11 protein-coding genes are annotated in these 12,122 nt (G+C 71.2%); all 11 read left to right on the forward strand.

The window, feature by feature from the left end; genetic code table 11:
- The first annotated feature begins 79 nt into the window (after positions 1 to 79).
- The 11 genes from D0B54_RS02220 to D0B54_RS02270 all read left to right on the forward strand — a co-directional run bounded on the left by D0B54_RS02220 (position 80) and on the right by D0B54_RS02270 (position 11,849).
- Entirely contained in the window at positions 80 to 871 is a 792-nt protein-coding gene (locus tag D0B54_RS02220) for an SDR family NAD(P)-dependent oxidoreductase (protein ID WP_240433531.1), read from the forward strand.
- Positions 868 to 2,550: a tetratricopeptide repeat protein gene (locus D0B54_RS02225; protein ID WP_117288783.1), complete on the forward strand. Its 1,683-nt coding sequence runs from the start codon at positions 868 to 870 to the stop codon at positions 2,548 to 2,550. The genes D0B54_RS02220 and D0B54_RS02225 overlap by 4 nt, the downstream gene beginning before the upstream one ends.
- A 135-nt stretch (positions 2,551 to 2,685) precedes the next feature.
- Complete coding sequence (locus D0B54_RS02230; protein WP_205527246.1) at positions 2,686 to 3,453, forward strand: phosphatase PAP2 family protein; 768 nt, start codon at positions 2,686 to 2,688, stop codon at positions 3,451 to 3,453.
- A 306-nt stretch (positions 3,454 to 3,759) separates the two neighbouring features.
- Positions 3,760 to 5,514 (forward strand): hypothetical protein, encoded by a 1,755-nt coding sequence (locus tag D0B54_RS02235; protein ID WP_117288785.1) that lies wholly within the window; start codon positions 3,760 to 3,762, stop codon positions 5,512 to 5,514.
- Entirely contained in the window at positions 5,511 to 8,333 is a 2,823-nt protein-coding gene (locus D0B54_RS02240) for a tetratricopeptide repeat protein (protein WP_117288787.1), read from the forward strand. The genes D0B54_RS02235 and D0B54_RS02240 overlap by 4 nt, the downstream gene beginning before the upstream one ends.
- Complete coding sequence (locus D0B54_RS02245) at positions 8,317 to 8,955, forward strand: tetratricopeptide repeat protein (protein ID WP_117288789.1); 639 nt, start codon at positions 8,317 to 8,319, stop codon at positions 8,953 to 8,955. Before D0B54_RS02240 ends, D0B54_RS02245 begins: the two co-directional genes overlap by 17 nt.
- Complete coding sequence (locus D0B54_RS02250) at positions 8,952 to 9,230, forward strand: hypothetical protein (protein ID WP_117288791.1); 279 nt, start codon at positions 8,952 to 8,954, stop codon at positions 9,228 to 9,230. The genes D0B54_RS02245 and D0B54_RS02250 overlap by 4 nt, the downstream gene beginning before the upstream one ends.
- A 22-nt stretch (positions 9,231 to 9,252) precedes the next feature.
- Positions 9,253 to 9,894: a MotA/TolQ/ExbB proton channel family protein gene (locus D0B54_RS02255; protein ID WP_117288793.1), complete on the forward strand. Its 642-nt coding sequence runs from the start codon at positions 9,253 to 9,255 to the stop codon at positions 9,892 to 9,894.
- A gap of 13 nt (positions 9,895 to 9,907) precedes the next feature.
- Positions 9,908 to 10,456, forward strand: a complete 549-nt coding sequence (locus D0B54_RS02260; protein WP_240433532.1) for an ExbD/TolR family protein — start codon at positions 9,908 to 9,910, stop codon at positions 10,454 to 10,456.
- Positions 10,453 to 10,929 carry an ExbD/TolR family protein gene (locus D0B54_RS02265; RefSeq protein WP_240433533.1) on the forward strand — a complete coding sequence of 159 codons (477 nt, stop codon included), beginning with the start codon at positions 10,453 to 10,455 and terminating at the stop codon, positions 10,927 to 10,929. The genes D0B54_RS02260 and D0B54_RS02265 overlap by 4 nt, the downstream gene beginning before the upstream one ends.
- Complete coding sequence (locus D0B54_RS02270) at positions 10,926 to 11,849, forward strand: AgmX/PglI C-terminal domain-containing protein (protein WP_117288797.1); 924 nt, start codon at positions 10,926 to 10,928, stop codon at positions 11,847 to 11,849. The genes D0B54_RS02265 and D0B54_RS02270 overlap by 4 nt, the downstream gene beginning before the upstream one ends.
- Positions 11,850 to 12,122: the final 273 nt, after the last annotated feature.

Genomic DNA, 12,122 nt, shown 5'->3' on the forward strand with positions numbered 1-12,122 from the left:
ATGGAAGTTCTCTGGTATTTGCGTTGATTTGCGTTCATTCGCGGACTGGAATTCTTTTTCTGAAGTCCGGGAGATGCATATGTCCATCATCTATCGCACGGCACTGATCACCGGCGCCTCCAGCGGCATCGGTGCCGTCTTCGCCACGCAGCTCGCCGCCGCCGGCAGCGACCTGATCCTGGTGGCGCGCCGCCGCGAGGAACTGGAGAAGCTGGCGCAGCAGCTGCGCAGCGCGCACGGCCGCCGCGTCGAGGTGATCGCGATGGACCTGGCCAAGCCGGATCCGGGCGAACTGCTGGCCGAGGAAGTGAAGCAGCGCGGCCTCGAAGTGGACCTGCTGGTCAACAACGCCGGCTTCGGTTCTTCCGCGAACTTCCACGAGGACGGCTACGAGCGCGACCAGCGCATGATCGCGGTCAACATTGCCGCGCTGACCGAGCTGACCCATGCCTTCCTGCCGGCGATGGTGCAGGCCGGCCACGGTGCGGTGATCAACATCGCCTCCGCCGCGGCCTTCCAGCCGATGCCTTACATGAGTGTCTACGGTGCCACCAAGGCCTACGTGCTGTCGCTGACCCAGGCGCTGTGGGCCGAGTACCGCGGGCGCGGCGTGCGCTTTCTCGCGGTCTGCCCCGGGCCGGTCGATACGCCGTTCTTCGAGGCTGCCGACAGCGGCAAGCTGCGCCAGGAAATCCCCAGTGCCGTGATGATGACCGCCGAAGGCGTCGTGAGCGGCAGCCTGCGCGCCCTGCAGCGCGACGCCTGCGTCTACGTCCCCGGCATCGCGGTCAAGCTGGGCGCGGTGATGCCGCGCCTGCTGCCGCGGCGCCTGCTCGCGGCCACCATGGGCAAGGTGATGAACCGCCGATGAGCCCGGTGGCGCAAGCGCGGTCGGAGGTCATCAAGCGCCTGCTGCGCGACGGCAAGTACGCCGCGGCGCTGGTGATCCTCGACCAGAAGCTCGCCGAACAGCCGGACCTGGCGCCGCTGCACTGGCACCGCTCCAGCTGCCTGATGATGCTCGGACGCCCCGCCGAGGCACTGGCCGCGGTGCTGCGCGTGATCGAGCTGCAGTCGGATTTCGCCAAGGCCTGGCTGCGCCGCGCCGAGCTGACCGCCACCCTGCACGGCGACTATCCGGAGCGGGAAGGCGACCTGCGGCTGGCCACGGCACTGGACAGCGAACTGGCTCCGGCGCACCGCGCCCTGGCCCTGATCCACCAGCAGGCCGGCCGCCTGGCCGAGGCCGAGGCGTCCCTGAGCCGTGCGCTGGAGCTGGATCCCTCGGACGGCGAGGGCTATGCCATCCGCGCCTGGTGGGCCAGCAATGCCTCGCGTGCGCTGGCGGCGGGTGAAGAGACGGTGGCCCAGCCCAACGGCACGCAGCTGTCGCGGCGCCGCCTGGAGGGCGCGGTCGAGGACCTGCGCCGCGCGGTGAGACTGGTGGCGGATGCCGCGCGCTACCGCATGCAGCTCGCCCGCCGCCTGCAGGAGCTGCAGCGCTTTGGCGAGGCGGTGGCCGAATACGACGAGCTGCTGGCGAGCCTGCCGGCCGGGCACGTGCTGCGCAACGTCGCCGAGGAGATGCGCCGCCTGGCCTGGGCGCAGGGCGCCGGCGAGCGTACCCGCGCAGCGCAGCAGCAGGCTCAGCTCCAGACACAGATTCGCGCCCGCGCGCAGGCCGAAGCCCTGGAGGCCGCGGCGGCGGCGCAGGCCGAGGGCGCGCGGCGCACGGTGGAGCAGGACCTGGCCGCCTCGGTGCTGCGCAGCAGTGCGCAGCAGCTGCGCCAGGGCAAGGACCTGTCCGCGGTGCTGGAACCCCTGGGCGACGGCAGTCCCGACACGCTGCTGGCGATCAATGTCGCCGACAAGTTGTTCCAGCTCGGGCATCTGCCGCCCTGCGAACTGCGGCCGGCGCCGGCCGAGGCCTTCCCCGAGTTCATGCGCCGTCATGCCGCCGAGTCCTGGCAGCAGCTGGCGATGCTGGGCTTCGTCTATCTCGGCGATTTCGATCCGCGCCACCTGGCGCCGCTGCTGAGCGAGAGCACCCTGCTGCGCTGCTACCGCTCCGGCGACGGTTCGGTGGCGGCCAACAGCTACGCCGTGCGCCCCAACCGGGCCGGCTGGGTAGGCTGGCTGCGCCTGCGGCTGGCGCGGCTGCCGCGCAGCGTCGGGGTGATGGAGTTCGAAACCGAATTCGCCGATGGCGGCTTCGTGGTGACCAACAACGGCGGCAACGCCAATCCCTTTGCACACGGCTCGCGTGTGGACACCCTGGCCTTGCCGGCCGGCAGCAGGGCCGACTTCCTGTTCGAGCGGCACCGCCGGCGCTGCGCCGACTACCTGCGCCAGCACACCGGCGTCGGCGTGCGCGAGCTCGACGACCTGCCCGGCCTGGTGGCGATGCAGGATCGGCTGGCCGAGACCAAGAACGAGTACCGGCAGTCGATTGGCTACGCCAGCGACGAGGAACTGCAGCGCCTGCTGGGCTCGCGCGAGGACCTGGCCGACCGGGTTCGCGAACAGCTGGCGCGCCTGGCGGCGAGCTGATCGCGGCTGGAGCGGCGCCGACGGAGGGTGCCGGGCGACCGACCGGCAGCAGCGGCAGTGACGTGGCAGTGACGTGCCGGCGGGCAGCATGAATCCTGTGCGAATCCCCGCGCGAACCGCATCGCAGGCCTCCAGATGGACCGGAAAACCTTTGCCAGGATCCTGAGCGGCGCCGCTTGTGCGGCGGCGTTGCTCGCCGGTGGCCAGGCAAGCGCGGACGACTCGACGCAGACCCTGGACAACGTCGAGATGAGCGGCGACCTGCTGCAGTTCGGCGTGCCAGTCATCGGCCTGGCGCTGACCTTCCTGCTGACCCGCGATCGCGACACGCCGAAGTTCGACTTTTCCATGCTGGCAGCGCCGGCAGCGCCGGGCGTGGCCGACGGCGATGTCGCCGGCGGCCTCAACTGGCCCGGCCCTACGCTCAACGGTTCGCCGCAGCGCGATTTCGCGCTGGCCTTCACCCGCATGGAAGTGGCCACCTACGGTCTCAAGTATGCGGTCGATGCCGAGCGGCCCAACGGCGGTCCGCGTTCCTTTCCCTCCGGCCATACCGCTTCGGCCTTCATGGGCGCCGAGTTCATCCGCAAGGAGTACGGCTGGGGCTGGGGCGTGCCGGCCTACCTGACGGCGGGCTGGGTGGGCTACAGCCGCGTCGAAACCCACAACCATTACTGGCGCGACGTGGTCGCCGGCGCCCTGATCGGCGTGGCCTCCAACCACGACTTCGACACCATCAGGCTGCGCCATGGCGAACTCAGCATCGGTCCGACGATGCTGTTGCCCAACTCCGTCTCGCGACCCGCGGCGGCCTCCGGCTGGAACGACGACAAGGAGTCCGGCGTCCTCAACGGCGGCCACCTCGACCTCAGCCCCGGCCTGCAGGTCCGCTGGACCTTCTAGGGCAACCTAGAGCAACGCTCACCCCGCAGTCGTTTCATCATCGGCGTCATACCGGCGGAAGCCGGTATCCAGTCGTACGGTGGCTGCTCCTGTCCGGGACTGGATGCCGGCTTCCGCCGGCATGACGGGTTTCATGTTGCTGATTGGATCGAAACGGTTCCAGACCCCGCCGGATTGCCGCCCCCTGGCGTGGGCGAATAACTGGCATGCCCATTGCTACTTCTGAATCGGGGTCGACGAAGACCCCTTGAGCACCGCGGTCAACGACGCCCGCTTCCTGTGCAGCACTTTTCAGGGGAGCACGTCATGTTGTTGATCGCACACGGCAAAACCGTTCCGGCCCAGGCGCCGGGCCGTGGCCCGCTGGCGATCCGTTTCGGCGCATCGATCCGGTGCATCGCTCTCGCCGCGGTCATCGTGCTGCCGGCCCGGGCCGCCGAATCCCCCGCGAACCTTGCCGCCGCGGTGCTCGAGCTGGAACGCCAGGCGCCGGCCGCCGACGCGCGCCAGCTCACGCTCTATATCGGCAACCGCAGCGAGGGCAGCCTGCTGCGCGAGGTGGTGGTGATGGTCGACGGCCGCGCCGCCGCGCGCCATCGCTACAGCGACCGCGAAGCCCGCGCCCTGCGTGCCGGCCTGCACCCGCTGGTCATTGCGCCGCTGGACGAGGGCAGTCACCGGCTGCGCGTGGAGTTCGTCGCGCGCGCCGAGGATGCGCAGCCGGGCGATGGGCGCCAGCACGCCCAGGTCGACCAGGACTACTTGAAGACCGCCGCCGCCGGCCGCGTCGAGCTGGTGATGGACAAGCAGGGCCTGCGCGGCAAGTACGGCATTCAATGGCAGGACTGGGCCAGGCCGGCGCCGGCTCTGGAAGACCCGCGCCTGCGTGCCGCCGACTACTACCTGCGCAGCGGCCAGCCGCTGGCCGCCGCGCTGCTGCTGGAGCGCCTGCGCGGCGAGGGCCAGCCGCTGCCGGCCGCCTTCGACCGCCGCATGGCCGACAGCCTGGCTGCACTGGACCTGGCGGCGCCCTCCGCGCTGGCCGGCGCCTCGCCGGTGCTGGAGCGCTACGGCCGCAGCGTCGCCGCCCTGCAGCAGGGCGATGCGCAGGCCGCGGCGCAGCTCGAGGCGATCGGTGCGGCCGAGGCGCAGGACGGCGAGACGCTGATGCTGCGCGACTACGCCAACCTCGAGCTGGGCTACCAGCTGCTGCGCCAGGGCGAAGGCGAGCGCGCCAAGCCGGTGCTGGCCCGCGTCCGCAGCCCCGGCCCCTGTTCCAACGCCGCCCTGCTGGGCTTCGGCTGGGCCTTCCTGGTGCCCAAGGCCGGTGCTGGTGCCAGTGCCGGCGACGGCAGCATGTTCAGCGCGCAGGCGCCGCTGTGGCCGGCCGGCCCGGAGGACGCGGCGCGCCTGCGGCGCAACCTGCCGTTCCGCTACCTGCACTCGGTGGCGGTGGCCGGCGAGCGCAAGCTCGACCTGCAGCGCGCGCTGATTCCCTGGGTGGAGCTGCTGGGACGCGACGCCACCGACCCGGCGGTGCAGGAGGGCATGCTGGCGGTGCCCTATGCGCTGGCGCACCTGGGCGCGCACGAGCAGTCGCAGCAGTACAGCCGCCGCGCCGTCGACCAGCTGGAGCGTGCGCGCGCGGAGCTGGACGCCGCCATGCGCCACGTCTCCGGCGGCGAGCTGCTGGCGCTGCTGCAGCAGCGCATGACCGACGAAGGCGACGGCTGGCGCCGCGAACTGGCCGACCTGCCGTATGCCGATGCCACCGCCTATCTCAAGCCGCTGATGCAGGACCCGGCTTTCCTCGCCGCGCTGTCCGCGCAGCAGCGCCTCGCCCAGATCGACCAGGCCGCGGCGCGGCGGGAAGACGCCGCCGGCGTGGCGGCGCTGCGCCAGCGCATCGCCGCGGCCGCGCAGGCGCAGGGCACGGAACTGCAGGACCTGGCGCTGGCGCGGTTGCGCGCGCAGCGCCAGCACACGCTGGCCTATCTCGCCGAGGCGCGCCTGGCGCTCGCCCGCGTGCATGACCGGCCGCTGGAAGGAGAGCCCTCGTGATCCGCGCCGCTGCTGCCCTGGGCTTGTTGCTGGCCGGCGCCTCCGCGCTGGCCGCCGACGCGGTTTCCACCGTCGGCTCCGTCACCGAGAACAACGGCCTGTCGAAGAACGGCTGGCTGCTGGTGCGCACCCCCAGCATCCTGCGCGTGACCGGCTCGGAGCAGGTCACGCCGGACCTGCGCCTCGCGCTGGAGCAGTACGACCGCCTGCAGGAACTGCCGGACGTGGATCCGGCGATCCGCGCCGAGGCGCTGCGCCGCTCCGCCGACCTGCGCATCCGCATCGCCGAGGACAGCGGCTCGCTGGATCCGGCGGAGTTGCGCAAGGCGGTGCAGGCCTACCAGAAGCTGATGGCCGAGCAGCCCGCCTACGTGCGCGCCGACCGCGTGCTCTACCAGATGGCGCACGCCAGCGAACTGCTCGGCGACGAGGCCCTGTCCATCGCCAGCCTGAGCCTGCTGGGGCAGAAGTATCCGCAGTCGATCCGCCGTGCCGATGCGCAGTTCCGCGCCGCCGAGCTGCTCTATCGCGACCGCCGCTACGCCGCCGCCGAGGAGCAGTACCGCCAGGTGGTGGCGCTGGGCGACAAGACGCCGCTGTTCGAGCCGGCGCAGTACAAGTACGCCTGGTCGCTGCTGCAGCAGTCCAGGCATGAGCAGGCGCTGCCGGTATTCATCGCGGTGCTGGAGCGCGAGCTGCCGCCGGGCGAGCTGAGCGATCCCAGGGCGGCGATCGCCGCGGTGCGCAGCGGCCGTGCCGAGCTGGCCGGCGATGCGCTGCGCGGCATCGGCCTGTCGCTGGCGGCGCTGGGCGGCGGTGCCGCGCTCAACCGCCAGTTCGCGCAGTCCGGCGAGCCGCGCTTCGCCGCCCTGCTGCACACGGCGCTGGGCGAGCAGCTGCTGCAGAAGCGCCGCTACACCGACGCCGCGGCCAGCTACCTCGCCTTCATCGAGCGCCATCCGCGCCATGCGCTGGCGCCCGGCTTCCAGCGCCAGGCCATCGCCGCCTACGAGCGCGGCGGCTTTACCGAGCAGTTGCTGGCGGCCAAGGAAACCTATGTGCGCGACTACGCGCCGGGCAGCAGCTACTGGGCCGCGGCGGCGGCGCCGGCCGAGGTGCAGGCGCAGGTGCGCAAGGACATCGAGGAACTTGGCCGCCATTACCAGGCCAGTGCCCAGCGCGCCGCGGCAGGGCCGGTGAGGCAGGCGCAGTTCCTCAAGGCGGCCGGCTGGTACCAGCGCTGGCTGGAGCTGTACCCCAAGGATGCGCAGGCTTCCGCCATCCACCTGCTGCAGGCCGATGCGCTGCTCGATGGCGGCCGGCCCGACGAGGCGGCACGGCAATACGCGCGCGTCGCCTACGACTACCCGGCGCATGCGCGCAGCGCCGAGGCGGCGTATGCGGCGGTGCAGGCCTGGCAGCAGGCGGCGGCCGTGCCGGCGGCGCGCAGCGAGGCCCTGCGCCAGTCGGTGGCCGCCGGCCTCAAGCTGTCCGACCGCTACCCGCAGCATCCGCAGCGCGCCACCGTGCTGGCGCGCGCGGCAGGGGATCTCTACGAACTGGGCGATCACGCCCAGGCGCAGCTGCAGGCGCAGCGCGTGCTCGACGGCTCGCCGCAGCTGCCGCCGGAACTGGCGCGCAGCGTCCTGGGCATCGTTGCCGACGCACGCTATGCGCAGCAGCAGTACGACGCGGCCGAAGCGGCCTATGCCGCGCTGCTGCAGCGCATCCCGGCCGGCGATGCCGCGAGGCAAACCACGGTCGAGCAGCTCGCCGCCTCGATCTATCGCCAGGCCGAGGCCGCGCGCGCCGCCGGTGACCTGCGCACCGCCGCCAGCGCCTTCCAGCGCGTCGGCCGCGCCGCCCCGGAGGCCGGCATCCGCGCCACCGCCGATTACGACGCCGCGGCCGCGCTGATGGCGCTGCAGGACTGGCCGCAGGCGCAGGCCGCGCTGGAATCCTTCCGCGCACGCTATCCGCAGCAGGCGCTGCTGCCGGACGTGGATCGCAAGCTGGCGCTGGCCTACCAGAAGGGTGGCCGCCCGGCGCAGGCCGCCGACGCCTTCGCGCGCATCGCCGCGCGCAGCGACGAAACCCCGTCACTGCGCCGCGATGCCGCCTGGCTCGCCGCCGAACTCTACGGCGAGGCGCGCATGCCGCCGGCCAGCCAGCGCGCCTACGAGGACTACCTGTCGCGCTATCCGCAGCCGCTGGAACAGGCGCAGCTGGCGCGCCGCCGCCTGGCCGACTACGCCCGCGATGCCGACCCGGCGCGCTACGCCCGCTGGCTCGGCGAACTGGTGGACGCCGATGCCCGTGGCGCTGGCGCGCGCACCCCGCAGACGCGCCTGCTCGCGGCGCAGGCCAGCCTGGAGCTGGGCCGCATGGAAGCCGCCAAGGCCCGCGAACTGGCGCTGCGCCTGCCGGTGGAAAAGACCCTGCCGACGCGCAAGGCCGCCACCGAGCGCGCCATCGCCGGGCTCAACCGCGCTGCCGGCTATGGCTTCGCCGAGGTCACCACCGCCGCCACCTACGACCTGGGCGCCGTCTACCGCGACTTCGGCCGCGCGCTGCTGGTGTCCGAACGTCCGCGCGAGCTGCGCGGCGAGGCGCTGGAGGAATACGAGCTGCTGCTCGAGGAGCAGGCCTATCCCTTCGAGGAGAAGGCGATCCAGGCGCACGAGCTGAACCTGCAGCGCTTGCGCCAGGGCCTGTGGAACGAATCGATTCGCCGCAGTACCTGGGCGCTGGCGGAACTGGCGCCGGGCAAGTACGGCAAGCAGGACCAGAGGGAGACGACCTATGAAGCGCTGCGCTGAACTTTGCGCATCGGCGATGCTGGCATGGATGCTGGCCGCCTGCGCCGGCGGTCCGCCGCCGCGCCCGATGCCCACCGCCGCACCTGCCGCCAGCCAGCCGCGGCCGCCGCCGGCACCCACCAGCGGCAGCGCCGAACAGCGCTACCAGGAAGCGCTGGCGCTGCTGAAGAACGGCCAGCGCCCGCCGGCGCAGGCGCTGCTGCTGACGCTGACGCGCGAGTACCCGGAGCTGTCGGGTCCCTGGACCACGCTGGGCATCACCCAGGCACAGGCGAAGCAGCGCGACGCGGCCATCGCCAGTTTCGCGCGCGCGGTCGCGGCCAATCCGCGCAACGCCGTGGCGCACAACTGGCTCGGCAGCCTGTATCGCGAGACCGGCAATTTCGGTGCCGCCGAGCAGGCCTATCGCAAGGCCCTGGCGGCGCAGCCCGACTATGCCGCCGCGCACCTGAACCTGGCGATCCTCTACGACGTGTCGCTGCGCCGGCCGCAGCAGGCGCTGGCGTACTACCGCAGCTACCAGCAGTACCAGGGCGGCGACAAGCTGATCGTCAGCGCCTGGATCAAGGAACTGGAAGCCGGCGCGCCGGCGCCGGTCAGCGTCGCCGGGGTGCAGCCATGAGACGTCTGCTGCTGTCGCTGTGCCTGCTGTCCGGCGTTGCAGCCGCGGAAGCTCCGGCTGCGGAGTCCGGCACCACCATCGTCGGCGAGCAGGAATCCTCGGTCGGCCTGTTCCTGACGCCCTGGCAGGACGAGCGCGCCAGCGACCTCGATCGCCCGCCTTCGCGCCTGGCGCCGGCGACGCCGTCGCTGGACGCGACCGACTTCGGCCGCAGCGCGGCCGCCTACGAAACCTTGCTGGCCTATCGACGCGAGCAGTTGCAGCGCGTGCACTGATTGATTGCAGACGGAGTACATTATGGAAAACCTCGCACCCCTGGCCCGCTTCTTCCACGGTGGCGGCGTCTTCATGTATCCCATCGCATTGACCCTGGGCCTGGCCCTCGCGGTAGCGATCGAACGATTTTTCTTCCTGATGCGCTGGAAGCGCGACAACAAGCGTCTCTGGTCGGAGGTCTCGCCGCTGCTGGCGCAGGGCGATCTTGCCGGCGCCGAACTGCTCACCGCCAGCTCCGAGACCGCGGTGGCCAGGATCCTCGCCAACGGCCTGGCGCAGACGCGCATCGACAGCCGCCGCAGCGAACTGGAGATCGCCACCGAGGAAGGCCTGATGGAAGTGCTGCCGGCCATCGAGCGGCGCACGCACTACCTGGCCACCTTCTCCAACGTGGCCACCCTGCTGGGCCTGCTCGGCACCGTGTTGGGCCTGATCGGCGCCTTCGCCGCGCTGGGCGCGGCCGATGCCTCGCAGAAGGCCGACCTGCTGTCGGCGGGCATTTCCGAGGCGATGAACTGCACCGCCTTCGGCCTGATGGTGGCGATCCCCTCGCTGCTGCTGCACTCCTGGCTGCAGAGCCGCACCGGCGAACTGGTCGACAGCCTGGAGTCGGTCTGCTCGCGCTTCGTCAGCAGTATCTGCAACCCGGCACGGGCGCGCTGAACGGAACATGGCCATGCACTCCTGGTCCGCACTCGAAGACGAGCCGCCCCGCGCCAGCCCGCGCCGCGAGCGGCGGCAGCGGCGCTTGCTGCGCTCGGGCGAGCAGGAAGAGCTGAACCTGGTGTCGATGATCGACGTGTTCGCCGTGCTGGTGTTCTTCCTGCTGGTCAGTTCCTCGGTCGCCGCCACGCGCCTCAAGGTCTTCGGTCTGGATCTGCCGGCGCCGGGCGCCGCCGTGGCGACGCAGGACCTGCCGCCGCCGGTGGTGCGCCTGCTGCCGGATGGTCTGCAGGTGGAGGCGGCGCCGGCCAGGACCAGGCGCCTGCCGCGTACGGCACAGGGCCATGACCTCAACGCGCTGTCCGCACTGCTGGTGCAGGCCAAGCGGGCCGCACCGACGCAGCAGCAGGCCACGTTGCTGGTGGACGCCGATGTCGCCTACGACGATGTCGTGCAGGTGATGGAGACGCTGCGCCAGGCGCCGGTATCGGCGCGCCTGCAGGGATTGCCCGCCGAATTGTTTCCGCAGATCGCCATCGGCGATGTGGAAGGCCGCTCGTGAACGCGCGCCAGCGCCAGCGACGACAGGGCCGCGAGCTGCGCGCCCGCTCGCGCCGGGCCGGCATCAACCTGGTGTCGATGATCGACGTGTTCGCGGTGCTGGTGTTCTTCCTGCTGGTCAATGCCCTGGTGGTGCAGGTGATCCCGACGCCGCCGGCGCTGCAGTTGCCGGCCGCGGCGATCGCGCCCGAGCCGCGGCCCGGCATCGCGATCACGGTCGGCACCGAAGAGGTGCGCCTGGGTGAGCGCGTGGTGCAGAGCACCGCCCAGCTCCTGCGCGGCGACAGCAAGGCCCTGCGTGCCGCGCTGGCACAGCTGCCGATGGCCAATGACAAGGATCGTGGCGAGATCAACATCCTCGCCGACAAGCGCGTGTCCTACCGCGCGCTGCGCGAGGTGATGAACGCCTGCAGCGACAGCCGCTATGCACAGGTTTCGCTGGCGGTGGCAGACAAGCCCGGTGGTGGTGCGTGAGCACCGCGACAGTGCCGCGCCTCGGCGACCGATGGGGTGTCGTCGCCGAATCCGACCGGCGCTTCCAGCGCTGGATGGCGCTGAGCGTCAGCCTGGTGCTGGCCGCGATGATCGCCCTGCAGTTCTGGCAACAGGTCGAACCCGACCCGCAGCCCGAGCCCATCCGCGTGACCCTGCTGCCTCCGCCACCACCGCCTGCACCGAAAGTGGAGCGCGCCGCGGTGGAACCGCCCGCTCCCAAGCCGGCGCCGAAGCCCGCACCGAAACCGGTTGAGCGTGCCAGGCCGGCACCGGCACCGGCACCGGCACCGTCGGCGCGCGAGATCGCGGCGCGCTCGGGGTTGATGTCGATGCGCAACCAGCTGTCGTCGATGCGGGACGCCGCACCGACCGCCGGCCCGCAGACCCTGCTGCGCGAGTCCGCGGTGTCCTCCAGTAATCGCCGCAGCGGCGAGTCGCTGGCGGCCACCGCGAGCAGCGGCAGCAGCGGCATCGGACAAGGCTCGCGCAGCGTCACCGCAGTGCAGGGCACGGGCACGCTCGGTGCGCGGCGCACCAGCGAAGTACACAGCGGGCTGGGTGCAGGCCGGGATGAACCCGGCGGCGCCGGCCAGGACGCCGGAGGTTCGCGCTCGCTCAAGGAACTGCAGCTGGCTTTCGACCGCAACAAGTCTTCGCTGTTCTCGATCTTCAACCGCGCCGCACGCGAAAGCACCGACCTGGGCTCGGGCAAGATCGTCGTCAGCCTGACCATCGCCCCCGACGGATCGGTCACGCGCTGCGAGCTGGTCTCCAGCAGTTTTGCCAACCCCGATCTCGAGACCAAGATCCTGCAGCGCGTGCGCATGCTCAACTTCGGCGCGAAGAATGTGCCGGCCTATACCTACGCGAACTATCCGATCAATTTCCTGCCGTCATAGGACCGGATAGTGCGTTGCAGCATAAGTGGCATGGCGTTTGCTTAGTTTGAAAACAGTGAGCCGAGAAGGCTCGCAAACAGGGAGCGGTCAGAGTCGAGCGCCCCGAACGGACAGAGACGTCCACGTTACCGGCATTGCAGCCGGCCAACGTGGACGTTTTTTTTTGGGCGGTTGGGAAGCCGGAACGACTCCGGCACTACCACACATAAGGAGTTTCAAGATGAATGGGTCTCAAGGGAGCAAGCTTCGCCTCTGGTCTTGCGCGGCAGCGAT

Origin of the sequence: Solimonas sp. K1W22B-7 (assembly GCF_003428335.1) — a bacterium.
Taxonomy (GTDB): Bacteria; Pseudomonadota; Gammaproteobacteria; order Nevskiales; family Nevskiaceae; genus Solimonas_A.